Origin of the sequence: Methylocystis suflitae (genome assembly GCF_024448135.1) — a bacterium.
Lineage (GTDB): Bacteria > Pseudomonadota > Alphaproteobacteria > Rhizobiales > Beijerinckiaceae > Methylocystis > Methylocystis suflitae.
In genome coordinates this window covers 25,708-50,685 of the sequence record NZ_JAMRYX010000023.1, presented here as the reverse complement: position 1 = coordinate 50,685, position 24,978 = coordinate 25,708, and the positions used below count along the sequence as shown (strand labels likewise).

Below are 24,978 nucleotides of genomic sequence, written 5' to 3'. Positions count from 1 at the left end.
CATGTAATGTAGTCAGCACATTGAAAGTCCGCACGCATTTGTCCAATGCGAATGCGCGCCAAAAGCTCTCGGATATGGACAACTCGGAGTTCAGGAACCCGCACGTCGCCAGAAACTACAACCCGCTGCCCGTCGTGCTCACGCGGGGCCAGGGCGCATATCTGTGGGATGTGGAAGGTCGGCGCTACATCGACATGATGAGCGCCTATTCAGCTGTCAGCCTCGGTCACGCGCATCCCCGAATTCTTGCAAAGCTCGCTGAGCAGGCGCAGCGGCTCGCGGTGCCGTCCCGCGCCTTTTACAATGATCGGCTCGCGCCGTTTCTCGAGGAGCTCTGCACTCTGACAGGACTCGACGTCGCTCTGCCGATGAACACCGGCGCTGAGGCGGTGGAAACGGCGATCAAGGCGGCGCGCCGCTGGGCCAATCGCGTGAAGGGCGTCGCCAATCCCGAGATTATCGTCGCGGAGGGCAATTTCCACGGGCGCACCACCACGATCATCAGCTTTTCCTCGGAGCGCGAGTATCGGGACGGGTTTGGTCCGTTCATGCCAGGCTTTCGCGCCGCGCCGTTTGGCGATCTCGCCGCCTTCGAAGCCGCCATCACGCCGCGAACCGCCGCCATTCTCGTGGAGCCGATCCAGGGCGAGGCCGGCGTCATCGTGCCCCCGGACGGCTGGCTCACGGGGCTGCGCCGACTGTGCGACGAACGCGGCGTTTTGCTGCTGCTGGACGAAATCCAATCCGGATTGGGGCGCAGCGGCGCCTGGTTCGCCTTCGAGCATGAGAATGTCGTTCCCGACGGCGTGACGCTGGGAAAAGCGCTCGGCGGCGGCGTTCTGCCCGTCTCGGCTTTCGTGGCGAAACGCGAGGTGATGGATGTTTTCACGCCGGGCTCGCACGGATCGACCTTCGGCGGCAGCGCTCTCGCCGCCGCCGTTGGTTTAGAGGCGCTGCATGTCCTTCGTGACGAGCGACTGATCGAACGCAGTCAAGCGCTTGGCGCGAGAATGCTGCAGCGGTTGCATGCGATACGCGCTCCGGCGATCAACGAAGTTCGCGGGCGCGGCCTCTGGGCCGGCGTTGAGATAGACCCACGCTATGCGAGCGCGCGAGAAATCTGCGAGGGCTTGCTTGCCAAAGGCGTGCTGACGAGCGCGACGCATCACACGGTCGTGCGCTTGGCGCCGCCCTTCGTCATTTCGCAAGACGACCTCGATCTCGCGCTCGACGCCGTCGAGGAAGCGATCTCGAAATATCACGCGCCGCGCCATCCCCGTGGCGCCGCCGACGTCGGCCAATCACTTGACGCATAGGCGCAACGATTAAGCCCGAATGCGTTCGCCTTTCGGATCATAGAACGGCGAAAGGGAGACGGTCGCCGGCCGGCGCTCGCCGGCGATTTCGAGTTGATAGTCGCCAGCGAGCACAAAAGTCGTATCGACGCCGTCGGAACTACGAACATAGCCATAGCCGATCGCCTTGCCGGTCGAATAGCCATAGCCGCCGCTGGATAGCCATCCGACGCGCAGGCCGTTGCGATAGATCGTTTCGCGCCCGAGCAGCACGATCTCAGGATCGTCGACGGCGAAGCCGGCGAGAAGACGCGGCAACGGATCCGCGCCGGCTTTAATGAGCGCGTCTCTTCCCTGAAAGGGCGCGCCGGACTTCATCTTGACGGCCCAGCCGAGACCCGCCATCGGCGGCGTGTGATCGGGACCGATATCGGCGCCCCACGCGCGGTAGCCCTTCTCCAGACGCAGAGATTCGATCGCTCGATAGCCCGCGTCGACCAGGCCGAATGGCGCGCCCGCGCCAACCAGCGCGTCATAGACCGAGACGGCGAATTCGACAGGGATGTGAAGCTCCCAGCCGAGTTCGCCTACATAAGTGACGCGGATCGCCAGCACTGGCGCGCCGGCCAAATGGAGTTCGCGAGAAGTCATGAATGGGAATGCGGCGTTCGAAAGATCGTCGTCGCAGCACGATTGCAGAATCTCTCTCGCGCGCGGACCCATCAGAACCAGCACGGAATTCGCCGAGGTGACGTCGATGACTCGCGCGTCCATGCCCTCGGGAATCGATCGTCTGATCCAGTCGAAGTCGTGCGTTCCGAAGGCCGTCCCCGTCACGACATAGAAGCGGTCCTTCGCCAATCGCGTGATCGTCAGATCGCATTCAATGCCGCCATTGTGGTTCAACAGCTGCGTATAGGCGACGGCGCCCGGCGGCTTGGCGACATTGTTGGCGGCGATCCAGGACAGCGCCGCTTCGGCGTCTTTGCCGACAATGAGCGCCTTGGCGAAGCTTGTCTGATCGAAAAGCGCCGCCGCCTCCCGGCATGCGCGATGCTCTCGTCCGACCGCATCGAACCAGCCAGGCCTGCCGAACGAATAGCGATCCTGCGGCTCTTCGCCCGCGCTCAAATCCGCGAACCAATTGGGCCGTTCAAAGCCCATTTTTTCGCCAAAGCACGCGCCCTTCGCCTTGAGGCGGTCGTAGAGCGGCGAGCGCCGCAGCGGCCGGCCCGACGTAAATTCTTCGAAGGGCCAGGCGATGCTGTAGTGGCGCGCATAGGCTTCGAGCGTCCGCACGCGCACCCAAGCCGGATCCTTATGCGGCGCGCCGAAGCGGCGGATGTCGACCGGCCAGAGATCGAACGGCTGTTCGCCGTCGGCCGCCCATTCCGCCAGCGCCATGCCGGCGCCGCCCGCCGACGCGATGCCGAAGGCGTTAAAACCGGCGCCGACGAAGAAATTGCGCACCTCCGGCGCTTCGCCGATCATCCAATTGCCGTCGGGCGTGAAGCTTTCGAGGCCGTTGATCATCTGCTTGACGCCGGCCTCGGCGAGCGCGGGCACGCGGCCGAGCGCGAGACTCATGATCGGCTCGAAATGATCCCAATCGTCTTCGAGAAGCCGAAAGGCAAAGTCCTCGGGCACGACGCCCGATGACCAGGGTATCGGGTTGGGCTCATAGCCGCCCATGACGAGGCCGCCGACCTCCTCCTTGTAATAGGTGAGCCGATCCGGATCACGCAGCGTCGGCAGATCGCTGGTCACGCCGTTGATCTTTTCGGTCACGAGATATTGGTGATGCACCGCCGAGAGCGGAACGGCGACGCCGGCGCGCGCCGCCAGCGGCTGGGTCCAGAGCCCCGCGCAGAGCACGAGCTTCTCGCAGGCGACGGCGCCGCGATTCGTGACGACGCCGCGCACGCGATCATTCTCGATGATGAAGTCCGTGACGGCGACGCCCTCGATCAGCTTCGCGCCCGCAAGCCGTGCGCCCTTCGCGAGCGCCTGGGTGATGTCTGAAGGATTCGCTTGTCCGTCGGTCGGCAGGAAAGCCGCGCCGATGACGTCATCGACATTCATCAGCGGCCAGAGCGCCTGCGCCTCCTTGGCGCTCAGGAGCTGCATCTCGAGGCCGAAGCTCCGCGCGGACGTCGCCTGCCGCTTCACTTCGATCCATCGGTCGGCGTTGCAGGCAAGACGCAGTCCGCCATTGCGTCGCCAGCCGGTCGCATAGCCCGTTTCTGCTTCGAGCCGGTCGTAGAGCTCCACCGAATAGCCGAGGAGCTTCGTGATATTGGCGTTGGTCCGCAATTGACCGATCAGTCCGGCCGCATGCCACGTCGAACCCGACGTCAGTTGGTGGCGTTCAAGCAGCAGCGTCTCCACGCCGCGCTTGGCGAGGTGGTAAGCGACGGAACAGCCAACGATGCCGCCGCCGATGACGACGATCTGGGCGCTTGCCGGGAGATCCGTCATGCTCTTTCCATCTGCTGAAACGCCGCCCAGGCGTCATCGAAGCGCGTCAGATTTTGTTCTGAGTAAGCGACGTAATCGAAATCGATCGCTGACCGACTCTCCGAGACAAGGCTCCACAACGCTTCGCGCAGCAGCGAGGCGCAAAGCATCGCCTTGAAGCGGCGCCGCAATGCATCGGTCGGCGCCGCCTCGAAATATTCTTCGAGCATCGCGTCGTCGTCCGCGGCGTCAAAGCCATTGTTCGAAGAGAGTCCGCCAAGATCGAACAGCGGCGTATTCCATCCCGCATAATCCCAGTCGACGAGCCAAAGGCGACGCCCGTCGTCGATGAAATTGGCGGCAAGGAGATCATTATGGCCGAAGACAAGGTCGATCGCGCCCGTCGCCTTTTCCAGAATCTCGCTCGCCGCGAGCAAGCGCGGCAATTTCGCCGACATCCGGCTGTTGTCCTCAACGAGCGTATGGGCGTAGTCGCGAATGATATGGAAGACGTTGAACGCCAGGGTCGGCCCACGCAAATACAGCGCAACCTCACGATGAACACGCTTGATAAGATCGACGCAGCGTCTGCGGTTCACGCGCATGTCTTCCGGCTCATAGGTACGGCCGGAAATAAATTCGAGCGCCATCGCCATCGGCGCGGCATACAGAACTTTCGGCGATATGCCGGCTGCGCCCGCGGCCCTGCTCGCCGCCAATTCGTTAAAGCGCATGACGCCATGAACGGGGATGTCGCCGCCTAGGCGAATGACGACGCATCGATCGTCATCCTTTACGATATAATTCTTGTTGGTGATGCCGCCGAGCAACGGCGCGATTTCGATCGGGCCGCGCCAGAGCGGAAGCGCGCGTATCAGAGCTTCTGGGTCTGCGGTATGGGCTGACATGGGCTCCGGCGGGGCAACATAACAAACTCTGACTGAGCTAATATATGCGGCTGGCGCGCAAAGGCTATGGGCTACGTAGGGCCCTGGGGAAAACCTTACGCGCGGACAGTGACATGTGCGCTGGGGCGCCATAGCCTGTGAGAAGGTCTTTCGAGGTCTGGCCATGTATGTAACGACGATACGTGGAACGAGCTACAGGTTCCCAGACCTTAAAACGCTGATGGCGAAGGCGACCCCATTGCGTTCCGGGGACTGCCTCGCCGGCATTGCTGCGACAAGCGCCGCGGAGCGGGTCGCTGCGCAGATGGCCCTCGCCGATCTGCCTTTAAGCGTGTTTTTGAACGAAGCGCTTGTCCCCTACGAAGAGGACGAGGTCACACGATTGATCCTCGACGGCCACGACCGAAACGCCTTCGCGCCGATCGCCTCGCTGACCGTCGGAGAATTTCGTGACTGGCTTCTCTCCGACGCCGTCGATGAGGACGCGCTTGCCGCCTTAACCTTCGGATTGACGCCCGAAATGGCTGCCGCGGTCTCCAAGATCTGTCGCAACCAGGATCTGATCCTGATCGCCGCAAAGCGGCGCGTCGTTACGAAGTTTCGCAATACGCTCGGCCTGCGCGGGCGGCTGTCGTCCCGCATTCAGCCCAACCATCCGACCGACGATGCGCGCGGCGTTCTGGCAAGCGCCATCGACGGACTTCTTCTCGGCAACGGCGATGCGGTCATCGGCGTCAATCCGGCGTCCGATAGTCCGGGGCAATGCTACGAACTCCTGAGCCTTCTTGATGAATTGCGGGAGACGCTGAACATTCCGACGCAATCCTGCGTGCTCGCGCATGTCACGACGACGCTGCAGCTGATGGAGCGACATGCGCCGGTCGATCTGGTGTTTCAATCGATCGGCGGCACGCAGGCCGCTAATTCAAGCTTCGGGATCGACCTCGCTTTGTTGCGCGAGTCGCGCGAGGCGGCGCTTGCGCTCAGGCGCGGAACGATCGGCGACAATGTCATGTATTTCGAAACCGGCCAGGGCAGCGCGCTTTCGGCCAATGCCCATTGGAATTGCGATCAGCAGACGCTGGAAGCCCGCGCCTATGGCGTCGCGCGGATGTTCGATCCTCTACTGATCAACACCGTCGTCGGGTTTATCGGCCCCGAATATCTCTTCGACGGCAAGCAGATCACGCGGGCGGCGCTCGAAGACCACTTCTGCGGCAAGCTGCTTGGACTGCCGATGGGTTGTGATGTTTGCTACACCAATCACGCCGAAGCTGACCAGAACGATATGGACGATCTGCTGACGCTGCTCGCCGTCGCCGGCGTCAATTATGTCATGGGCGTCCCTGGCGCGGACGACGTGATGCTGAATTATCAAAGCACCTCCTATCATGACGTGCTTGCCGTTCGGCGTATGCTCAATCTGGCGCCCGCGCCGGAATTTGCGCAATGGCTCGCGGACGTCGGTTTGACGGACGCGCACGGCGAATTACAGGCTCCGGCGCTGCCTGCATCCTTTGCGCCGCTTCTCGAAAGAGCCTGAGGATGGCCGACGATCGCCCGACGCCTCTTGATAAGATGTCGATGCTGCGTTCGGCGACGCCGGCGAGAATTTTCCTGCCACGCGCCGGAGCGGCGCTGACGACGCGCGCTACGCTGGATTTTCAGCTGGCGCATGCCGAAGCGCGGGATGCGGTGGAAGAGCGACTCGACGCCGACCGGCTCTTCGATGAGTTGACCGACCGCGGGCTTACGGCTGTCCGCGTGAAGAGCGCCGCCCGCGATCGGCGAAGCTTTCTGTTGCGTCCTGACCTCGGTCGAAAACTCGACGACGATTCCCGCCAGCATCTCAAAGCCCTCGCAGGCGATTACGATCTTGCGTTCGTCATCGCCGAAGGACTTTCCGCCCGCGCAATCGCCCGGCACGCACTTCCAGTGCTCGAAAGAACGCTGCAATCTCTTAGTCAAACATCGTGGAAAATCGCGCCGATCGTTCTCGCCGAACAGGGGCGGGTGGCGCTCGGCGACGATATCGGCGCAACGCTGGGGGCGAGACTCGCTGCGGTATTTATCGGCGAGCGGCCGGGCCTCTCCTCGCCAGACAGCATGGGCGTCTATCTCACATTTGCGCCGCGCGTCGGCCGCACCGACGCCGAGCGCAACTGCCTCTCGAATATCCGGCCTCAGGGCCTTCCCTATGCCGACGCCGCGCGCAAGCTGGCGTATCTTTGCAACGAAGCGCGCCGACGCCAACTGACCGGCGTCGACCTCAAAGACGAAGCCGATACGCTTCCATCGGGAGAGCTGCGTGCGATCGGCGCCAAGCGTTAGCTGGGGTCCATCTGTAGCGGAGCCCGGGCGTCAGGACTGCTTGGCGCCTGTCCGCTCATGCGCCGCCGCCGGGCAAGAGCGCGCGTAGGGCCTCGATCGTGTCGGCGTCCTCAACGGGCTTATCTTGTCGCCAGCGCAACATGCGGGGAAAACGAACCGCGATGCCGCTTTTGTGGCGGTTGCTTGAACCGATTCCCTCGAAACCGAGTTCAAAAACCATCGTTGGGCGCACGCTGCGCACCGGCCCGAAATTTTCGATCGTCGTCCTTCTGATCGTGGCGTCGACCTTGCGCATCTCCTCGTCCGAAAGCCCGGAATAGGCCTTGGCGAAGGGCAGCAGCGTGCGGTCGGTCTGCTCCGGCGGGCCGCTCCACACAGCAAACGTGTAGTCGCTGTAAACGCCGGAGCGTCGCCCGTGTCCCCGCGCGGCGTAGATCAGCACGGCGTCGACGCTCATCGGATCGAGCTTCCATTTCCACCACAGATTGGCGCCGCTCTTCTGCCGGCCGACGCCATAAGGCGCGCCCATCGCCTTAAGCATCATGCCTTCGGCGCCGCGCGCCCGCGCCTCTTCGCGCTGTCGGGCGAAGGACTCCCAATCGGGTTGCGTCAACGCTGGGCTCAGTCGCAACGGCAAATCGGCGCCGACCTGCATGGCGGATGAATGCGCGCGCGAGACGACATCTTCGAGGAGCGCGCGTCGCTCCCGCTGCGGCTTTTCGCGCAGATCGTAGCCGTCCTTCTCGAGTAGGTCATAAGCGATCAGCGCCACTGGCCTGTCGCGCAGCATTTTTGGCGTGAGAACTTTGCGTCCGAGACGCTGCTGCAATTCAGAAAAGGGGCGCAGATCGCTAAGATCGTCCATCGCGGAACGCGCGTCCGAACGGGGCGCGATGACGATAAGCTCGCCGTCGAGGACAATATCATCGGGGAGAAAATCGACGAGCGCGGCAAGCTCCGGGAAGCTGTCGCTGACAAGCTCCTCGCCGCGAGACCATAGCCACCACTCTCCGGCGCGATGAATGAACTGCGCGCGTATGCCGTCGAATTTCCATTCAACGAGCCAGTCGTCGACTGGGCCGAGCAGTTCTGGAAACGCCGAGAGCGGCGCCTGAAGCGGATGCGCGAGAAAGAACGGATAAGGCTGGCCGCGCAAGGGCCGCCCGTCTTCGCCCGCTTCGGCCGGCGCGACGAGCGCGACGAAATCTTGCGCCTGAGGCGCGCGGTTCGCCTGCGTGTAGCCCATCATCCGCTGCGCGACGAGCTTGGCGTCAAGCTCCGTCGCTTGGGCGATCGCTTGAGTCATTTGCAGCTTCGAGACGCCGATGCGCAATTCGCCAGTGACGAGCTTGAAGAACGGCAAGCGGTCGTCGGACGGCATGGCGTCGAGCCAGTCGCGTAGCGCCGCGAGCCGCGCGGCGTCGTCACGCTCGCGCAAGGGCAGTAGCCGTTCGTTCATCCAGACGTCGAGCGGCGCGTCTTCCACACGGGTCGGCGGCGGCAGCAAAAGCGCCATAGTCTCGGCGAGGTCGCCGACGCTGTGATAGCACTCGTCAAGGAGCCACTCGGGCAGATCCGTCGCCTCCAAGACGAGCTGGCGTAGGAGCTTGGTCGAGATCATCTGGCGCGGCTTGCCGCCGGCGAGAAAATAGACCGTCCAGGCGGCGCTGGCGTATTGCTCCGGATCGCCGACCGCAAGGCGCAGATAGTCGATCAGCGCCTGTCTCTTATGCTGCGTCGACGTCGCGGCGTCGATGCGCCGGTAGAGCGTGGCGAAGGTCTTCATGCGCCGTCTGTGTCGGCCTCGATGTTCGGCTCCGCCTCGCCCTCCAGAGCTTCGTCGCCATATTCCGTCGCCATCGGCCGAGCGTCATATCCTCTCTCGCGCAAATAGCGCGAAAGCGCCTCCCCGCTTCCATGGGTGACAAAGATCCGCGCTGCGCCTGTCGCGGCGATCGCCTGCAAGAGCCCCGGCCAGTCGGCATGATCCGAAAGCGCGAAGCCCTGATCGACGCCGCGGCGTCGCCGATTGCCGCGCAGCCGCATCCATCCACTGGCGAAGGCTTCCGAATGATTGCCAAACCGTCGAATCCATCCGCTTTGCACAGCATGGGGCGGCGCCAGCGCAAAACAGCGCGAAAGCCCCGCCTTGTCGAGCGCGCCGACGTTGAGCGTCGGCGGCAGCGCTATGCCGAGATCGCGATGAATCTGATTGAGCGGTTCGATCGCGCCGTGGCAGACGATCGGTCCGATCTTCGCGTCAAGATGTCTGAGCAGGCGCTGCGCCTTGCCGAGCCCGTAGGCCTGCATGACGCTGGCGCGTCCCGCACGCGCATTTTCCGCCCACCATGAATTGATGTCGCCCATCACTTCCGCTTGCGGGCGCCAGCGATAGATCGGCAGACCGAAGGTCGATTCGGTGATAAAAGCATCGCAGCGGACGGGCTCAAAAGGCGCACTGATTCCATCCGCCTCGAGCTTGTAGTCGCCGGAGGCGACCCAGACCTCGTCCCGGCGCTCGATGCGCACCTGCGCCGAGCCGATGACATGGCCGGCCGGATGCAGCGAGAGCCGCACCTCGCCGATCTGTCGACTCTCGCCATAACGCAGCGTCTCGATGCGAACGTCGCCGAGCCGTCGGCGCAAGATCGGCGCGCAATCCTCGTGACAGAGATAGGCGCCGCTGCCCCATCGCGCGTGATCAGAATGGCCGTGCGTAATCACCGCCAGAGCCGCCGGGCGCCAGGGGTCGATGTGGAATTTCCCTTGAGGGCAGTAGAGGCCCTCTGCGGCGGGAACGATCAGATCCTTGGTCATCTGGCCGAAGATGTGAAATGCGCGTCGGCGCGACCCTTGAAGCAGCGCTGACAGCATAAATAGGAATTCGGTCGCTCGTATTCACTTCAGGCGGCGACGGCCGAGTTCGCGATTTGCCGCGAGGCGCCGCTTGCGCCCGCTGCGCCTGTCGCGGCCAAAATCTCCATTGATCCTAAAGCTTGCGCTCGACTATATGAAGCGCTGGCGAATGCGTTTCTCCACACGCGTCTGACGCGTCAATCGTGAATGGGAGCTGGGAATGCACCTAGGGGTCGACTTCATCCTCGAGGCGCTGGCGCGCGAAGGACTCGACCATGTGTTCATGGTGCCCGGCGGCCTCGTCGATCCTTTTCTGCCTGCTTTCGGGAGACAGGAAGCGCTGACGCCGATCGTGGCGGCGCAAGAAGGCGGCGCCGCCTATATGGCGGATGGCTATGCGCGCGCGAGCGGAAATTTTGGCGCCGCGCTTTGCATCGGCGGCCCAGGCCTCACTAATACGGTCACCGCCGTGGCGACCGCGCAGTCCGACGGCTCGCCACTTCTTCTGATGAGCGGCGAAGTGGCGACTGTCCTCGAGGGCTTGGGCGTATTTCAGGACGCAAGCCCTCAGACGCTGGACGACGTCGCGATCATGAAGCCGCTGACGCGTTATTCCTCTTCGATCGACAATCCAAAGAATATGCCGCATCTGTTTGAGCACGCCCTGCTACAGCTTCGTACCCGTCCCGCCGCGCCCGTGCACCTCTCATTGCCAGGCGACTGCCTGACCGCAGAGATCTCCGTCACCCATTCTCCGATTGATCGGTCCTTGGTCGATTACAACGCGCTGTCGATGGCGGCCGCCGAGTCATCGCTGCAGCATTTTTATGGCGGTTCTGGCGGCCAGCCGCCCGTCAAGATCGCCATACTGGCCGGCGCGGGCGTCGAGCATTCGAAGGCCGCCAATGCATTGAAGGAATTCGCCGAGACCTGGCGTATTCCTGTCGCGACGACGCTACGCGGCAAAGGCGTCTTTCCAGAGGATCATTCGCTTTCGCTCGGCGTCTTTGGCTACGCGGGGACGCACCACTCCCGCGCCGCCTTTATGGACCCCTCGCTCGATCTCCTGATCATCTTGGGGTCGGGACTGAACGAGCGCGACACGATGCATTGGGCGCTCCAAGTCAAACCCGGTAGGACGATCTGCGTGAACTTGCTGCCCTCCGCAATCGGGACGCATGTCCAGGACGGCGGGATCGTGGGCAGCTGCGGCGCCTATCTTCGTTATCTGCTCGATCAGAGCGACAAGTTGCGCGCGGGTCTCGAGCCAACGCTCTCCGCGCGCACGGCTTGGATGTCCGACATCCGCTCGCAGCCGCGCCTGCAGGACCCGGTAAACTGCGCGAGCGACGCGGTTCCGATTCATCCGGCGCGCGTCATCAGCGAGCTGAGAAAGGCATTCCCGCGCGACGGCATTCTGGTGGTGGATTCCGGCGCGCATCGCGCGTTCGCCGGCCATTACTGGGAAGCTTACGAACCCAAGACCTATGTATCCGCCACAAATCTCGGCCCGATGGGCTGGGCGATCGGCGCCGCGATCGGCGTGCAATGCGCACAGCCGCACCGCCGTGTGGCGGTTATCACGGGCGATGGATGCATGCGCATGGGCGGCATGGAAATCGCCACCGCGGCGCGCTACCAGCTGCCGGTGATCTATGTGGTCATCAACAATGCCGCGCTCGGCAATGTTTGGTTGCGCGCGCATGGACTCGGTCCGACGCCCGACGAAATGACGCGATTGCCGGATCACGACTGGGCAGGGTTCGCAAAGGCGTTGGGCTCTCGCGCCGAAACCGTGCGCTCTCCGGACGATCTTGCCGGCGCTTTCGAGAGAGCATTGCAGGGCGCGGGCCCCTGCCTCATCGACGTCAAAGCCGACAAGGCCTTCACGACGCCGGTCAAAGACTGGGCCGAGGCCATTGCGGCCTATTCCTACCACGAGTGATAAGGGAGGCGCCGATGGCTCAGTTGCCTTTTGATCCTTCAACGTTGTCGCCGGCCGATCGTGCGCGCTACGACCGCATGGTCGAACGGCGGAAGGCGCAAGGCGCAGGCTTCGGCGGCCCCTACGCCGCCCTGATGAACCATCCGCAGCTTTGCGAAAAAATCGAGGACCTCGGCTATTATTTGAAGTTCCAGGGCCATCTGCCCCGCGAGGTCTATCAGTTTGTCGTGCTGTTCGTCGCGCGTCGAACCGGCGCCGCCTTCGAATGGGCTGATCATGTTCAGCACGCCGAAGCGGCGGGCGTTCCATCCTCGTTGATCAGCGCTCTTGAAAGGGGCGAAGACTTAAGCGCCGTCGCTTCGCCGCCCTATAATCTCGTCACCGCGGTGCTGACGTCGACATTGTCCTGGCAAAATATTCCGCAGAGCGTTCAGGACGAAGCCATCAAGGCGTTCGGCGTCGAAGGGTTTATCGAACTCGTCGTCCTGTCCGGCTTTTATCAGATGTTTTCGGCGATCAACCAGGGTTTCCACGTCGCGTTGCCGCCAGGCGTCGAGAGCCCGTTCAAGTAGATCGCCTGTCAAACCCGCCAATGGCGTGACAGTCTTGCGTGACGTGGCGTGACCGAATCGGAGTTGGTCCGGCTCGTTAACGGAGCGTTCTCCACCGTTTTCGAGAGGTGGTTTCTCCTTCATAAACTTTCTTCGCCTCGTCTCGCACGAGCGCGCAGAACCATTTTACCAAAGGGTCCATGGCCCGAACCTGGGAGGAAACAAGGGTCATCGGCAGTGCGGTATTGTGGAAAGGAGGCTTCAGCAAAATAAGACCGAAGTGATCCGCGAAGCGGCGAGCAAATGTGGCCGAGAGAGTCGTCACCATATCCGTCGCCGCGACGCAGGCGAGTGCGGTCGTAAAATGTGGGGCGATGAAGGCTATGCGGCGGGATACGCCTGACGCCGCGAGCATGGCGTCGATCTCGGACGCGCCATCGCCGAGCAGCGCAACGCCGACATGATCGAAACGACTGTAATCCTCGAGTTTCCACCGGCGCTTCGCCGCCCGATGACCTCGGCGCGAATGAGCGCAAGTTCATCGCAGGCGACCGTCTCGCTCACGGCCCCTGGCGGGAGAGGCGTGGTCGCCAGGGCGAAGGCGAGGTCGAGCGCGCCGCTCTCCAATCGCCTGAGAACGTCGCCGCCGTAGGGTTCGAAGCGAAGATCGACCAGCGGCGCCTCACGCGACAGACGGCTCATGATTGGCGGTCCGAGCAAAATCGACTGAACGTCGGCCGCCGCGACGCGCAAGACTCGGCGTTCTTTCGCGGGGTCGAATCGCGTCGGCGCAAATACCGGCTTGAGACCATCGAGCGCAGCGACGACCTGCGGCGCCAGCGTTTGCGCCTTCGGAGTCAACGCAAAGCCTTCGCGCGTGCGAACGAGGAGTGGGTCCCCCAGCAGGCCCCGCAACCGCGCGAGCGCGCGACTCATTGCCGGCTGGCTCAGCCCGACGTCCTCGGCGGCGCGCGTAACATTGCGCCGCCGCAGCAAGGCGTCGAGCGGCGGCAACAGATTGAGATCAACGCCAGATAAATTCGTTTCATGCATAGTAGCTATCATAACAATGCATTTTCTATATACAAAGCGCCGCGATAGGCTCATGCGCACAAGACGACTTCGCCCACATGAGGGTTAGAGAGGCCGTTCGCAAATTTAATGAGACTCGAAGCAGAGCTAGATGAGTTCTGATGTTACAGTCTTCGGCTTCGGGCCGGTGGGACGGGAGACGACGCGGCGGCTTCTCGCGCAAGGCGTCTCCGTTCGCGTCGCGCAGCGCCACGCGCCGCCTGATTTACCTCAAGGCGCGCGTTTCATCGCTTGCGACGTCCTGGACGCTGAGGCTGTCCGTCGGACAACTGAGGGGGCGGGACAAATCGTCGTAGCGGTCGGATTTCCCTATGTGGGCGAGGTCTGGCGTGTCGCCTGGCCGCGCGCGATGACGAATTTTGTTACCGCCTGCGAGGCGACGCGCGCCCGCATGGTGTTTGTCGATAATCTTTACATGTATGGTCCGCAAAACGCGCCCTTGCGCGAGGACATGCCCTTTGTTCCTTTTGGCGTGAAGCCGGCCGTTCGCGTCGAGGCGACCCGTATCTGGATGACGGCGGCGGAAGCCGGACGAATCCGGGCGACGGCTCTACGCGCCTCAGATTTTTATGGACCAGGCGTCGCCTTATCTCATTTGGGCGCGAACGCCTTCGGCGCAATCGCCAAAAGCAAGCGCGCCTTGTTGCTGTCGCCGCCAGACACGCAGCATGATTTTGCTTATGTTCCCGACGTCGCGCGTGGAGTCGTCACACTACTCGACGCGCCAGACGACGCTTACGGCCACGCTTGGCACCTCCCCTGCGCGCCCACGCGCACGCCGCGTGAAATCCTAACTTTTGGCGCCAGGGCGCTCGATCGCGCACCGAGTATTTTTGCCTTGCCGCTTGCATCCCTTCCGGTCCTTGGGCTGGGCTCCGCTCTATTGCGGGAAATGACTGAGATGCGGTTTCTTTGGGATCGCCCCTACCGTGTCGATGCGCAAAAGTTTTCGTCGCGCTTTTGGTCGGACCCGACGCCGCTCGAGCTGGGAGCCACAGCAACAGTTCGATCTTTTGTCGACGGCGTTTAGAGGAAGTCATGCGAATATTGGGGATTTCCGGCAGTTTGCGAACTGCATCCTCAAACAGTGCGACCCTAAGGGCGATGGCTTTGCTCGCGCCTCCTTTCGTCGACTTTGTTCTCTACGATGGGCTTGCAAGCCTGCCGCATTTCAACCCTGATCTCGATCACGCCGAGGCGTCTCGACGTCTTCCCTGCGAAGTTCGCGCGCTACGCAAAAGTATTGGTCAAAGCGACGGCGTCGTTATCGCATCGCCAGAATACGCGCACGGCGTTCCGGGCTCTCTAAAGAACGCACTCGATTGGCTCGTCGGGAGCGTCGAATTTCCCGGCAAGCCTGTTGCGGTGATCAATACGTCGCCGCGCGCAATCCATGCAGACGCACAACTTCGAGAAATCCTGATCACCATGTCGGCGAAACTCATTGAGATGGGGCCAATAGCCGTCCCTTATGACGCGAAAGAGATCTCGTTCGATCTGACTTTGTCGGACAAGCTTCGCGCCGCCTTGTCGGATCTCATCGTGGCGATGCAAGAGCCCTGATCACGCATAACCGTCCGCACAGCAATCATAAGCCGCCCCATGCGCGTCGATGTGTCCGCGAACAGTTAGCGTCCTTGGGGACCCTTGAGTTCGACAACATTTCGCTCAGGATCCGTGACATAAATAGAAGGTCCGTCGCCTTCGGCGCCGTAACGGAAACGGGTCGGGCCGGCTTCGACGCCGTTGGCTTCAAGATGTCTGCGGATGCCGGGCTCATCAAAGGGATCAACACGGAAACAGAAGTGATCTAGGTTCCGCCCGCCCTTCCCCGGAGCCTCGCCTCCGGCGCTGCCGAGTTCGCCATCTACCGGCACAAGATCGAGAAGCGAGCGGCCCGCTCTCAGCTGTATTAGGCCAATCGCCTCTTGTCGCCGCTCAATCGTGCATCCCAGAACATCGCAATAGAACTTCAGCATCGCGTCAAGGTTCACGACTCGAAGCACGAGATGGTCAATTTCTCGGATGCGGATCATGACAATTGCTCCTCAAGTGACGATCGCGCGACAAAAGCTTCCCGTGGCCGAATCTCGCTTCGAATGCGAGACTCTCCAGGCGGCTCGGCGCCGACGTCTTTTGAGCTGGCGATTCGCGCGTCGGCGCAGGCGAAACCCGCCGCCTCGTTAGAGTGACCTTGTCGTCCGCCCTTTCCAAAGCTTCGCCGAGGCTCTTCATGATAAGCCGAGGAAAACCGCCAGGCTGATACGCATACGCGCGTCGAATGACCGCATTGTAGCGGACAGCGCTCCTCAGTCAGGATCAGCTGGACTCCTGATAAAACGCGCCCGCTCAGTCTGGGCGTTTTCTTCGGCGGAATTTGCGTTGGCCAGACCGTTTTCCCTGCCCCAGCAAGCGCCTTGTGAGCGCGGAGCGGGCGTGGCCACGTCAAAAACGGCGTCAGAACGGTTGCCAAGCATGGAAGCTGCCGTGAAAACTGTTTCAGTCAAGCTTGCATAGCTGCGACCGACCCAGATTGCGGTCGGATATGAGGCGGTCAGCGCCAAGCGCTCGAAGTGGCGCGCCTTGTCGGCTGGAGAAAAACTCCGTTTTCTCGCGTCTCACCCTTTTCCTGCCGTATACGGACCTGGCGCGCAATATTTCCTGATTGATGGTCACCACATGGCTCTCGCGCTTCTTCAGGAGAGAGTCGACATGGTTTCAGTGCGTCAGATCGAAGATCTGTCCAGCCTCGATGCACATCAGTTTTTCATGGCGCTACGGAAACGCGGCTTAATTTGCTCTAGCGGCGCGCCGCACACCCTTTCGGAGTTGCCGCGCGCGCTCAGGACTTGGCGGACGATCCATTCCGAAGCCTCATAGCCTACCTGCGCCGGGACTGCGGATGCCCGAAGGATCATGCGCCTTTCGCCGAATTTCGCTGGGCCGCTTTCCTACGCGTCCATATCAAACTCGATTTACATCGAAGTGACCCTGCCCTCGCGATCAAAGCAGCCAAAAGGCTAATCCGCGACGCGTGGTGCAAAGAGCCATGCGCTGAATGCCGCTGCACGGAAGAAGCGGTTTCATAGGAGTCGGCGGATAAGGTCGATCTTGAGCGTCTGGGACGGGGAATGCGTCTGCGATCCCCACCCGCTCCACCGATTTAAGCGCTCCCCTTCGGCTTGCGCCCGCGCTTTGCCGGTGCAGCCTTGTCGCGCGATTGACCGAGCCCCATGCTCTTCGCCAGGTCCGAGCGCCGCGCCGCATAATTCGCCGCGACCATGGGATAGTCGGCGGGCAAGCCCCACTTGGCGCGATACTCCTCTGGCGTCATCCCCAGCGTCGCGAGATGCCGCTTGAGCGATTTGAACCGCTTCCCGTCATCCAGACAAATCAGATGATCCGCCGTAACCGACTTGCGGATGGAGACGGCGGGCGTGGGCTGCTCCGCTGGCGAAGCCACCGTCGCCGGCGCGCCCGTCGCGAGGCGACGCAACGTCGCATCCACGGACAAAATCAGAGCGGGAAGCTCCGATACGGGAAGCGAATTGCGAGAGACGAAGGCCGCCACGATTTCGGCGGCGAGCTCGGTCGTATTCGGCTGATCTGTATTTGATGTCACGGAAATTCCTCGAAGCGGTCGTCCCCTCCCCCTCGATACGCGGACATTGCTTCCGCGTCGATAGGCACCGTTCTACTTGCGCCGCAAAATCTGCGGCTCCAAACTCGGGGCGACGAGGGTTTCTGATCGTCGCGCCCCAAGGCCCACTCCAAAAAACCCAAAGAGCGTAAGGGCGCAGCAGCCTGCGCCCTCCTTTGGAATGGACTGTTGAGAGCCAGTCTGCATATCGCCAACCAGGTCTCAAGTGCGTCACCTGGAGGAGTTCTGTCCTCGGGGTGCTATGTAAAGAGAGATCGCTTACCGGCGATAGCGCCATCCACCAGCCTGCCCGCCGGCCCGGCAACCGCCATATGGGCCACGGTGTCCGTAAACGCCACATCCCCCATAAACTTTCTCGATCGGAGCCTGAACCGCAGCATTCACCGCGGCGGCCGGCATGGCGTTCGATGCTGTAGGCGCGAAAGCAAAACCAAGACCAAGTGTAGCCGCAGTCACCAAAATCCGAAAGTGTGCCATAACTTCTCCTGTAGTTATCAGCGATAAGCTATCTCCTAATTCGCAATTGCGCCACGCGTTTCGTGCGCTCTCAACCGCCAAAATACTTTTTTCGTAAACGGTCTATCAGGCCGGTCTCCCAGGCGAGCATCACCTGTTTCGAGAGCTTCAGACGGATTGGGCTCCCGGCCTTCAGGGCGAAGCCATACTTCTCGTGTCTTACGACCTTGCCTACGGGAATTACAGGCAAATCAGGGTGCTGATGTAGGAGGTAAACGAGGGAAGGCTGGTCGCCGACAATCGCATCCACGCGATTTTCCGCCAGCGCCTTGACGAGATTGCCAAGGGTGCTGAACCCCCGGCCGGACAGGCCCGCCTTCGCGACATACATGTTCGCTACGCTCCCGCTGAGCGTGCCGACAATCTTGCCTTTGAGATCCGTTAAATCCTCGATCCTGTCTTTGTCAGCGACCCATATGCGCCGTTCCAGTGAGTTCACAGTCATGACGCTGGTGATCGAGGACGTTATGTAAGCGACAACGCCCGCGCCCATGACGAGCCAGACAGCCGCGATCATCGTCCCGTAACTTCCGAACAGCAGCTTGTGATTTGTTTTCCCCGACGTCAGAACCGAGAGGACGTGATAAAAACTTTCGGAAAAACCCTGTTTCCACTCCGCTGGAAACTCGGGGTCCAGGCGCCTATCCAGCGCCATAAGCAGAAAAGAAGCGACGATCACGCCGAGCCCCATCCAAAGATACACTCTAAGATGGCCATTCGCCTCAAGCTGCTCGAAGAAACTCCAAAAACCGGTCGGGGGCGCTTGATGAATCATAATCTGCAAGCCCGCATCGAACCAGGGCTGGGAAAAATCCATTCGCTCCATCCGCTCGGCGTTTATGGTCAGTTCGGTGACCGCGACGTCGGATTTTCCCGTGGTTACTGAATCGAGAAGCTCTTGGAGGGTTGATGCTTCCCGATAGTCGTACTCCAAGCCCATGCGTTTGGCGCTCTCCTCCCACAGGTCGATCGCAAAGCCAGTAAACCCCTGGTCAGTCTTCATTACGAACGGAGGACTTTCCAACACCACGACCTGCATCTTTTTTGCCGGAGGAGAGCTGGTTTCCGCGCATGCGGGGTTGGATGCAACGATGGCGAAGCAGGCTAGGATCGTGGACAGTAAGAGACTGATTCTGATCATTGTTCCAGCCGGGGATTGGCGCTCTGAAGCTTGAGTGTCGCAATCGCGCTCGGTGATTTATAACTTGTCGAAGCGGTCCCGCCAAAAAGGCCAACGCTCGAGGCGCCGCGCGGCGCGGTCAATTCTGCGCGCGGCAAAGGATGTCGATCTTCGACGCGATCGTCGGGTCCGTCGAGCGCGACGCGCCGCCTCGTCTCTTACGCGTTCGTCGCTTCTCGGAAGTCGGCTCGAACTGATCCGGGGCAGGCCCGGCCGCGCACGCGTCTCAGCCGTTAAGCAGCAAGCGTCGCGCCGCCATCCACGACAAGGTCCTGAAGCGAGATATGGCTGGCGAGATCCGACGCAAGAAACACGACGGCGCTTGCGATCTCCTCTGGGGCGGCGATTTTTCCCAGCGGAATTCCCAATTTGAAGGACCCGAGGTCTCCGGCGATCACTTGCTTCTCTGCGTCTGCCGAACGCCACATGGACCGCTGCATGGCGGTGTCCGTGGAGCCGGGGGAAACGAGATTGCACCTCACGCCATAAGGCGCGAGCTCCAAGCCCACGCATTGCGTCAGGCTTGTCAGCGCCGCCTTCGAGGCGCAATAGGCGCTCATCAGCATGCGCGGCGTATGCGCGGCGTTGGAGCCGACGCTGACGATGGCGCCCGAGCGCTGCCGTTTGAACTGCGGGATGGTCTGCTGAAACAGGTGGAACGGGCCGGACGCGTTGACGTTCATACACGCCGACCAATCATCAAAGCTCAACTCTTCCGTCCGACCGAGGCGCAGCACGCCTGCAGCGCTTACCAGCACATCCAATCTCGGACGCTCTTTCAGCAAGGCTCGGCAGGTCTCTTGCACCTGATCGCGATCGCTGACGTCGAGGCGCACGGTCGTGAAAGGATAGCTTGAGGCCGCAAATGTCTTGTCAAGCCCGACAAGGTCGCCGCCGAGCGCCGCGAATTGGGCGGCCGTCGCATAGCCAATTCCCTGGCCCGCGCCCGTGACCCAGATCCGCTTTCCTGAAAAATCCATTCGCAACCGCCGAGACATCACGCGGAGACGGCCGCGGCGAGCCGGCGATCGACGATGTCCCACCAGCCGTTCAAGGTCGGCTTTTTCGCCAGCTCGTCAAAGCCCACTTCTATGCCGAGCTTGCGCCATTCGGTGACCAGCATCATGACTCGCACTGAGTCGAGGCCGTAATCGATAAGGTTTTCATCGGGGTCGAATTCTGACTCCTCGACGTCGAGCGCCGACAAGAGCTGCTTCTTGAGGTCTTCTCTGGTCAGCGGAGCAGAATGTGCGTTTCGCGCGGCGAGCACGTCGTCCACGCCGACCACCATGCCGCAGCGTCCGGCGACATAGTTCAACGTCATGAGATGATCTTCGAGCGAAAAATCGCCGATGGCGTCGGCGATCATGAAAGGCTTGATGTCATGCATGAACGCGTCGAGCGCCGTCGTCAGGCATCCGATGTGGCCGTAGACGCCGCAGATCGCCAGTTGATCTCTGCCCATCTCCTTCATCATCTCGGCCAATGGCGAACGCTTGAAGGCGCTGTAGCGCCACTTCGTCAGCACTGTATCGCCTGCGTCCGGCAATAGAGGCTCAACAATTTTGCGTCTGTGTGGTTGGGCGTTCAGACCAGATCCCCACATATCATTCAGCAAGCCTCGATCTTCATCGCTCTGTTCAATGGGCTGCGCCGTATAGATCACCGGGGCGCCGTGGGCCGTGAAAAAGGCGCGCAGCCTTCGAATATTTGAGATGAGCTGATCGACAAGTGGACTTTCTTCGCCATAGAAGCCCACGAAATAGTCTTGCATGTCATGGATCAGCAGCGCCGCGCGCTCGGGCGCAAACCTCCAATTGACTTTGTTTGTTCGGAAGGAGTCCGGGCCCGGCATTGGGTAGGATGCGAGGGATTGTATGGCCATGGTCAGTTCCTGTTTGCTTTTAGACGTTGAGCTTTGCCTGGATGTCGTCGCGCAGCGTTTGCTTGTCGACCTTGCCGAAGGCGGTAAGCGGCATCTGATCGATGAATTCAAAGCGATCGGGGAGCTTGAATTCCGCAATTCCCTGGCTGCGCAGATGCTTTCGCAAAGCGATCGGCTTTAGCGCGGCGTCGTTCGCGACAATGTAAGCGCAGCTTCTCTCTCCCATCAGGGAATCGGGCATGGAAATGAGCGCCGCGTGAACAACCGCCCGGTGCTGCAGCAGCAAATTTTCGATCTCCTCGGCAGGAATCTTCTCGCCGCCGCGGTTGATCTGATCCTTTTTGCGGCCGACGACTCTCACATATCCGTCCGCCGTCATCTCGACGAGATCGCCCGTGTGATAGAATCCGTCTTCATCGAAGGCGCGAGCGTTATGTTCTGGGGAGCGATAATAGCCGCGGATCGTGTACGGACCGCGAGTCAGCAGCTCTCCGACTTCGCCTGCGGTGACCTCTTTCCCATCTGCATCGATGACTTTCAGCTCATCATCGGGACTCATTGGCCGCCCTTGAGTCGTAAAAATGTGCTCGGGATCGTCGTCAAGACCCGTGTAGTTCACCAAGCCTTCAGCCATGCCAAAAACCTGCTGCAGCCGACAGCGGAAGGTCACGCCAATTCGGCGGGCGACCGTCTCGCTGAGTCGCGCGCCGCCGACCTGCATCATTGTGAGATTCGGCGCTTCGCGAGAGTCGTTGGCGGCGGCGTCAAGCCATAACGAAGCAATCGTCGGCACGACGGCCGTGAAATTCACCTTGTGACGGCGAATGAGGTCGAAGCAGAGATCCGCGCTCGGATTTCGCGCCATCACCACCGTTCCGCCGGCGTGAAAGACGCCGAGCGCGCCGGGCGAACTCAGTGGAAAATTATGGGGCGCCGGAAGCGCGCACAGATAGCGGCTCTCGGATGTGAGGCGGCAGATTTCCGCGCTTCGCCGCACGCTATAGTAGTAATCGTCATGGGTGCGCGGAATAAGTTTGGGAACGCCGGTGCTGCCGCCCGACAACTGGAAAAACGCCACCTGATCCGCCGCAGAAGGGCGCGGTTCGTCCGCCGCGCCGTCTAAGTCACACTCCCACAGCGACTCAAGATTTTCAGCATATCCAATTCGCCCGTGGATCGCGATGACGCTTAATGTCGGCGCGAAGCGCCGTAAGCCTGTGACATAGACGTCATCCGCGAAGAGCCGATGTTCGGCAGACGCGATCAGAAGCTTGGGCCGAAGCTGTTGCGTATAGGCGGTCATCTCCAACCTGTCGTGGCTGAACAGCGCGTTGACCGGCGCCACGCCCATTTTGAGCAGCGCAAAAAAGACGATGTAAAACTCGGCGATGTTGGGGAGTTGCACCAGCGCCGTATCGCCTTGCGCGATTCCGCGCCGTCCAAGGCTCGACGCCAGTCGCGACGACTTGGCGTCAAGCTGAGCGTAGGTGAGATGTCGATCGCCGCAAATCAGCGCGACTCCGTCGGGACGATGCTGGCGTGTATATCGCAAAATTTCGGTCAGCGGCTCGCCGCGCCAATAGCCTTTGTCGCGATATCTGCGGGCAAAGACTTTGGGCCAGGGCGTGAACTCTATCGGCATGCAGGGCGCTCCCCGGTTTCTATTCCGAAGGCGCGCAGCATCGTGCCGAGCTTGGCTTCCGTTTCCGCCCATTCCGATTCCGGATCAGACGCTTCGACGATGCCGGCGCCGGCAAAGAGTCGAATCGCTTTGTCGTGAACCGTTCCGCACCTTATCGCCACCGCCCATTCGCCATCGCCCTCTGAATCGCACCATCCGACGGCGCCGCTAAAAACCCCGCGGTCGAATGGCTCCAGAGCGCTAATCAGCGACCGCGACTCAGCGGTTGGATAGCCGCAGACCGCAGGCGTCGGGTGCAGCCGACAGGCAAGTTGAAGCGCCGACGTGTGTTGGTTCGCCAGTTCGCCGGTGATCAATGTCGAGAGATGCCACATCGTCGACGTGTTCATGAGCGCTGGCTCAGTGGGGGTCGTTAGAGCTTTGCATACGGGCTCCAGCGCTTCCTGTATTTCCTCCACCACGAGCCTGTGCTCGAAATTGTCTTTGTTCGACTGCAACAACGTGCGGCTCGCCAGCTGATCCTCGTCCGGGTCGGATCTGCGTTTGGCCGAACCGGCTAAGGGATTAGAACGAATGGCGGCTCCGTCCTTTCGGATCAGGAGCTCTGGACTTGCGCCAAGCAATATCGCGCCATCGCTCAAAGGCGCCTTGAAATGATAGCCGCTGGGATTTTGCTTCACCAAGGCGTTCAAGATCTCTGCGACGTCGACCGGTTGCGCGAGTTCGATCTCGAGGATGCGGGATAGAACCGCTTTCGACATTTTCCCGGCGCGAAAGCTTGTGATCGCGCGCGTGACGGCGTCTTTGAATGCGTCCTTGTCGGGGAGGCTGCGCATGCCGAGCACCGTGGGCGCGCGCTCCGAGCGTCGCTCTTCGACCATCAACGATTCTCTCGCGAAAGCCGTATAGCTCATTGGCACGAACAATGAGCAGGGCTGCCGTATGTCGAAGGGAATGGCGCCCGCGACGATGGGATTCGCCTGTCCGGCCTGCCGCGCCCGATTGATGGCGCCCTGCACGGCCGTCTGCAGGAAACTATCCGAATGCGCCGCGCCGCACGCCGAAAGACAAATTTTCTCGGCGACGCCGTACGCTTTGATGCTGCGGTGTGGCGATGTGAACAAAAAGGTGGGGTTCGCTTCAATGGTTGAACTTGATGGAGGAAGACTAACCGCGTTCATTGTCGCACCTCTTTTGCTATCGAATCTCTTCATCAAGGGCGTTACATGCGCGGCCTGCGCATCAAGCCTTCTCGCTCTTCAAGAGTTGAGGCTGCGGCCGTTCGCTCTTGTCGGCGGCGGTCGAGGGCAAATCCTCGCTCTCCTTTGACGAGGCGAAACGAAGCGAACGAAATCCAATCGCCATCACCCCGCTTGAAAGAAGCGCGACAAGGCTGAAAATGAGAATGGCTGACGTCAGCGGAAAAACGCGACTGACGCCGCCAAGCGCAAGCGCGCCCAAAGCGTCGCCGGTGACCGCCTGGGCGGCCCATAGACCATTGACTCGGCCCAACAAATGTTCCGGCGTGTGGCGTTGGACGAGAGTGAACTGCAGAAGCGAGGCGATCGAGCTCAAATAGCCAAAGCCGGCGAGAGCCACGAAAGCGACGACAGGATCGCTGATCAATCCGAGCGAGCCGAGCGTGACGAAAGCTGCCGCGCCGCTCGCGAGCAGTAGCGCTCCGGAACGAGCAAAGCCGCCGAGCCAACCGCCCGTTAAGGCGGCCACCGTCGCGCCAAGCGGCGCAGCGGCATACATCATTCCCACCGCCGACGGGCCGACGCGGTATAGGTCCTCGGCAAGCGCCGGCAGAAGAATGCGAACGCCGCCGCCGAGACTAACAAGCGCGCCCACCGCCACGACGGCGCCGACAAGCCTGTTGACGAAAAGATAGCCTATGCCCGCGCCTAGCGCGCGCAGCGGGTGCTGCGGTTCGCGTCTGGCGGGAGGCATCGGCGGAAGCCGCATGAGCTGGGCGACGGTCAGCAGCGCGCCGATCGCGGCTGCGAGGTAATTCCAACCGACGCCGAAAGACGCGATCACCATCCCGCCGAGCGCCGGAGAGAGAATTCCGCCCATGCGAACCGTCAGCATGTTGAACTGGCCGGCGGCGCCAAGATTTTCGCGGCCGACGAGAAAGGGCGTTGCGGCGAGCAACGCTGTAACGCCCAGTGCTGAGAAAAATCCGTCCCACAGCGCCAACGCATAGATCGCCAGCACTGAAGGCGACGAGCTGAAGCCATTGACGGCGAGCGCCGCGAAGCCGAGGCCGCACACGGATCGCGCAAAGAGGATGAGCTTGCGTCGATCCCATCGGTCAGCGAGCACTCCGCCCGCCAACAGCCCGGCGAAGGCGCCGCCGCCGCCGAGCGCCATGGCTATTCCGACTTGCATGGGGGAGCCGGTCAATTCCTGGATTTGAACTGGAACCGCGACAGTCAGCATGCCCAGCGAAAACACCGACAGGGTTCGAGCGATGACGACGGTGCGAAACGCTGCATTGTCGCGCAGCAGGCTAAGGTCCAACAGGAAAGTAGATTTGTTCTTGGCGATATTCTTGGCGGCGGCGCCGGCCGGATCAGAAGAGGAATCCGACGACACGGCGCGGTCTTCGTTGCGCGTCGCTTGCGACGCCTTTGGGGAGCGCTGAGTATCCACC

General features: G+C 61.5%; 21 protein-coding genes and 2 pseudogenes. 8 read left to right on the top strand and 15 right to left on the bottom strand.

Annotated elements, in window-relative coordinates; all coding sequences use genetic code 11:
- Positions 1-74: 74 nt before the first annotated feature.
- A complete protein-coding gene (rocD, locus tag NEI07_RS01795) occupies positions 75-1,316 on the top strand; it encodes an ornithine--oxo-acid transaminase (RefSeq protein ID WP_256032312.1) in 1,242 nt (413 codons plus the stop codon).
- Between the two features lie 9 nt (positions 1,317-1,325).
- On the opposite strand, the gene NEI07_RS01790 is transcribed toward rocD, so the two are convergent.
- Both NEI07_RS01790 and NEI07_RS01785 read right to left on the bottom strand, forming a co-directional pair.
- Positions 1,326-3,773 (bottom strand): GcvT family protein, encoded by a 2,448-nt coding sequence (locus NEI07_RS01790; protein WP_256032302.1) that lies wholly within the window; start codon positions 3,771-3,773, stop codon positions 1,326-1,328.
- The gene (locus tag NEI07_RS01785) at positions 3,770-4,660 is read right to left on the bottom strand and encodes a choline kinase family protein (RefSeq protein WP_256032301.1); all 891 of its coding nucleotides are present in this window, start codon (positions 4,658-4,660) and stop codon (positions 3,770-3,772) included. Before NEI07_RS01785 ends, NEI07_RS01790 begins: the two co-directional genes overlap by 4 nt.
- A 163-nt stretch (positions 4,661-4,823) precedes the next feature.
- Between NEI07_RS01785 and NEI07_RS01780 the strand changes: the two genes are divergently transcribed.
- Together NEI07_RS01780 and eutC are read left to right on the top strand one after the other, a co-directional pair.
- Positions 4,824-6,203: an ethanolamine ammonia-lyase subunit EutB gene (locus tag NEI07_RS01780; protein ID WP_256032298.1), complete on the top strand. Its 1,380-nt coding sequence runs from the start codon at positions 4,824-4,826 to the stop codon at positions 6,201-6,203.
- Positions 6,204-6,205: 2 nt separating this feature from the next.
- Positions 6,206-6,991, top strand: a complete 786-nt coding sequence (eutC, locus tag NEI07_RS01775; RefSeq protein WP_256032296.1) for an ethanolamine ammonia-lyase subunit EutC — start codon at positions 6,206-6,208, stop codon at positions 6,989-6,991.
- Between the two features lie 55 nt (positions 6,992-7,046).
- On the opposite strand, the gene NEI07_RS01770 is transcribed toward eutC, so the two are convergent.
- Positions 7,047-8,777 carry an ATP-dependent DNA ligase gene (locus NEI07_RS01770; RefSeq protein WP_256032295.1) on the bottom strand — a complete coding sequence of 577 codons (1,731 nt, stop codon included), beginning with the start codon at positions 8,775-8,777 and terminating at the stop codon, positions 7,047-7,049.
- Positions 8,774-9,865 carry a ligase-associated DNA damage response exonuclease gene (locus NEI07_RS01765; RefSeq protein WP_256032293.1) on the bottom strand — a complete coding sequence of 364 codons (1,092 nt, stop codon included), beginning with the start codon at positions 9,863-9,865 and terminating at the stop codon, positions 8,774-8,776. The genes NEI07_RS01770 and NEI07_RS01765 overlap by 4 nt, the downstream gene beginning before the upstream one ends.
- Positions 9,866-10,067: 202 nt before the next feature.
- Between NEI07_RS01765 and NEI07_RS01760 the strand changes: the two genes are divergently transcribed.
- Together NEI07_RS01760 and NEI07_RS01755 are read left to right on the top strand one after the other, a co-directional pair.
- Positions 10,068-11,792 (top strand): thiamine pyrophosphate-binding protein, encoded by a 1,725-nt coding sequence (locus NEI07_RS01760; protein ID WP_256032291.1) that lies wholly within the window; start codon positions 10,068-10,070, stop codon positions 11,790-11,792.
- Between the two features lie 14 nt (positions 11,793-11,806).
- Positions 11,807-12,364: a carboxymuconolactone decarboxylase family protein gene (locus tag NEI07_RS01755; RefSeq protein WP_256032289.1), complete on the top strand. Its 558-nt coding sequence runs from the start codon at positions 11,807-11,809 to the stop codon at positions 12,362-12,364.
- 76 nt (positions 12,365-12,440) lie between these two features.
- Here NEI07_RS01755 and NEI07_RS01750 read toward each other — a convergent pair.
- Together NEI07_RS01750 and NEI07_RS01745 are read right to left on the bottom strand one after the other, a co-directional pair.
- Positions 12,441-12,806 (bottom strand): annotated as a pseudogene (locus tag NEI07_RS01750) (LysR substrate-binding domain-containing protein); the annotation flags it as partial.
- The gene (locus NEI07_RS01745; RefSeq protein ID WP_256032288.1) at positions 12,725-13,396 is read right to left on the bottom strand and encodes a LysR family transcriptional regulator; all 672 of its coding nucleotides are present in this window, start codon (positions 13,394-13,396) and stop codon (positions 12,725-12,727) included. The pseudogene NEI07_RS01750 and the gene NEI07_RS01745, both read right to left, overlap by 82 nt.
- 130 nt (positions 13,397-13,526) lie before the next feature.
- Here NEI07_RS01745 and NEI07_RS01740 point away from each other — a divergent pair, with 130 nt between their 5' ends.
- Entirely contained in the window at positions 13,527-14,465 is a 939-nt protein-coding gene (locus NEI07_RS01740) for an NAD-dependent epimerase/dehydratase family protein (protein ID WP_256032287.1), read from the top strand.
- Between the two features lie 8 nt (positions 14,466-14,473).
- Complete coding sequence (locus NEI07_RS01735) at positions 14,474-14,998, top strand: NADPH-dependent FMN reductase (protein ID WP_256032286.1); 525 nt, start codon at positions 14,474-14,476, stop codon at positions 14,996-14,998.
- A 65-nt stretch (positions 14,999-15,063) separates the two neighbouring features.
- Here the strand turns inward: NEI07_RS01735 and NEI07_RS01730 are convergent, their stop codons facing one another.
- Positions 15,064-15,471 (bottom strand): VOC family protein, encoded by a 408-nt coding sequence (locus NEI07_RS01730; protein WP_256032285.1) that lies wholly within the window; start codon positions 15,469-15,471, stop codon positions 15,064-15,066.
- A gap of 481 nt (positions 15,472-15,952) precedes the next feature.
- On the opposite strand from NEI07_RS01730, the pseudogene NEI07_RS19670 reads away from it, so the two are divergent.
- Positions 15,953-16,524 (top strand): annotated as a pseudogene (locus tag NEI07_RS19670) (ParB-like protein).
- A gap of 74 nt (positions 16,525-16,598) precedes the next feature.
- Here NEI07_RS19670 and NEI07_RS01715 read toward each other — a convergent pair.
- The 8 genes from NEI07_RS01715 to entS all read right to left on the bottom strand — a co-directional run bounded on the left by NEI07_RS01715 (position 16,599) and on the right by entS (position 24,977).
- On the bottom strand, positions 16,599-17,057 hold the full coding sequence (locus tag NEI07_RS01715; protein WP_256032283.1) for a MucR family transcriptional regulator: 459 nt from the start codon (positions 17,055-17,057) through the stop codon (positions 16,599-16,601).
- 297 nt (positions 17,058-17,354) lie between these two features.
- On the bottom strand, positions 17,355-17,573 hold the full coding sequence (locus tag NEI07_RS19665; protein ID WP_407659837.1) for a GCG_CRPN prefix-to-repeats domain-containing protein: 219 nt from the start codon (positions 17,571-17,573) through the stop codon (positions 17,355-17,357).
- A 70-nt stretch (positions 17,574-17,643) separates the two neighbouring features.
- Positions 17,644-18,753 carry a transporter substrate-binding domain-containing protein gene (locus NEI07_RS01710; protein ID WP_256032282.1) on the bottom strand — a complete coding sequence of 370 codons (1,110 nt, stop codon included), beginning with the start codon at positions 18,751-18,753 and terminating at the stop codon, positions 17,644-17,646.
- 272 nt (positions 18,754-19,025) lie between these two features.
- Positions 19,026-19,772, bottom strand: coding sequence for a 2,3-dihydro-2,3-dihydroxybenzoate dehydrogenase (gene dhbA / locus NEI07_RS01705; protein WP_256032281.1), 747 nt, complete (start codon positions 19,770-19,772; stop codon positions 19,026-19,028).
- A gap of 17 nt (positions 19,773-19,789) precedes the next feature.
- The gene (locus NEI07_RS01700; protein WP_256032280.1) at positions 19,790-20,677 is read right to left on the bottom strand and encodes an isochorismatase family protein; all 888 of its coding nucleotides are present in this window, start codon (positions 20,675-20,677) and stop codon (positions 19,790-19,792) included.
- Positions 20,678-20,696: 19 nt separating this feature from the next.
- Positions 20,697-22,319 carry a (2,3-dihydroxybenzoyl)adenylate synthase gene (locus NEI07_RS01695; protein ID WP_256032279.1) on the bottom strand — a complete coding sequence of 541 codons (1,623 nt, stop codon included), beginning with the start codon at positions 22,317-22,319 and terminating at the stop codon, positions 20,697-20,699.
- A complete protein-coding gene (locus tag NEI07_RS01690; RefSeq protein WP_256032276.1) occupies positions 22,310-23,500 on the bottom strand; it encodes an isochorismate synthase in 1,191 nt (396 codons plus the stop codon). Before NEI07_RS01690 ends, NEI07_RS01695 begins: the two co-directional genes overlap by 10 nt.
- 61 nt (positions 23,501-23,561) lie before the next feature.
- Positions 23,562-24,977 (bottom strand): enterobactin transporter EntS, encoded by a 1,416-nt coding sequence (entS, locus tag NEI07_RS01685; protein WP_256032274.1) that lies wholly within the window; start codon positions 24,975-24,977, stop codon positions 23,562-23,564.
- Position 24,978 lies beyond the last annotated feature (1 nt).

Bases quoted from the DNA above. Each gene is read 5' to 3' on its own strand.
- rocD (WP_256032312.1), top strand. From the start codon at position 75: ATGGACAACTCGGAGTTCAGGAACCCGCACGTCGCCAGAAACTACAAC.
- NEI07_RS01790 (WP_256032302.1), bottom strand. From the start codon at position 3,773: ATGACGGATCTCCCGGCAAGCGCCCAGATCGTCGTCATCGGCGGCGGC.
- NEI07_RS01785 (WP_256032301.1), bottom strand. From the start codon at position 4,660: ATGTCAGCCCATACCGCAGACCCAGAAGCTCTGATACGCGCGCTTCCG.
- NEI07_RS01780 (WP_256032298.1), top strand. From the start codon at position 4,824: ATGTATGTAACGACGATACGTGGAACGAGCTACAGGTTCCCAGACCTT.
- eutC (WP_256032296.1), top strand. From the start codon at position 6,206: ATGGCCGACGATCGCCCGACGCCTCTTGATAAGATGTCGATGCTGCGT.
- NEI07_RS01770 (WP_256032295.1), bottom strand. From the start codon at position 8,777: ATGAAGACCTTCGCCACGCTCTACCGGCGCATCGACGCCGCGACGTCG.
- NEI07_RS01765 (WP_256032293.1), bottom strand. From the start codon at position 9,865: ATGCTGTCAGCGCTGCTTCAAGGGTCGCGCCGACGCGCATTTCACATC.
- NEI07_RS01760 (WP_256032291.1), top strand. From the start codon at position 10,068: ATGCACCTAGGGGTCGACTTCATCCTCGAGGCGCTGGCGCGCGAAGGA.
- NEI07_RS01755 (WP_256032289.1), top strand. From the start codon at position 11,807: ATGGCTCAGTTGCCTTTTGATCCTTCAACGTTGTCGCCGGCCGATCGT.
- NEI07_RS01745 (WP_256032288.1), bottom strand. From the start codon at position 13,396: ATGCATGAAACGAATTTATCTGGCGTTGATCTCAATCTGTTGCCGCCG.
- NEI07_RS01740 (WP_256032287.1), top strand. From the start codon at position 13,527: ATGAGTTCTGATGTTACAGTCTTCGGCTTCGGGCCGGTGGGACGGGAG.
- NEI07_RS01735 (WP_256032286.1), top strand. From the start codon at position 14,474: ATGCGAATATTGGGGATTTCCGGCAGTTTGCGAACTGCATCCTCAAAC.
- NEI07_RS01730 (WP_256032285.1), bottom strand. From the start codon at position 15,471: ATGATCCGCATCCGAGAAATTGACCATCTCGTGCTTCGAGTCGTGAAC.
- NEI07_RS19665 (WP_407659837.1), bottom strand. From the start codon at position 17,573: ATGGCACACTTTCGGATTTTGGTGACTGCGGCTACACTTGGTCTTGGT.
- NEI07_RS01710 (WP_256032282.1), bottom strand. From the start codon at position 18,753: ATGATCAGAATCAGTCTCTTACTGTCCACGATCCTAGCCTGCTTCGCC.
- dhbA (WP_256032281.1), bottom strand. From the start codon at position 19,772: ATGGATTTTTCAGGAAAGCGGATCTGGGTCACGGGCGCGGGCCAGGGA.
- NEI07_RS01700 (WP_256032280.1), bottom strand. From the start codon at position 20,677: ATGGCCATACAATCCCTCGCATCCTACCCAATGCCGGGCCCGGACTCC.
- NEI07_RS01695 (WP_256032279.1), bottom strand. From the start codon at position 22,319: ATGCCGATAGAGTTCACGCCCTGGCCCAAAGTCTTTGCCCGCAGATAT.
- NEI07_RS01690 (WP_256032276.1), bottom strand. From the start codon at position 23,500: ATGAACGCGGTTAGTCTTCCTCCATCAAGTTCAACCATTGAAGCGAAC.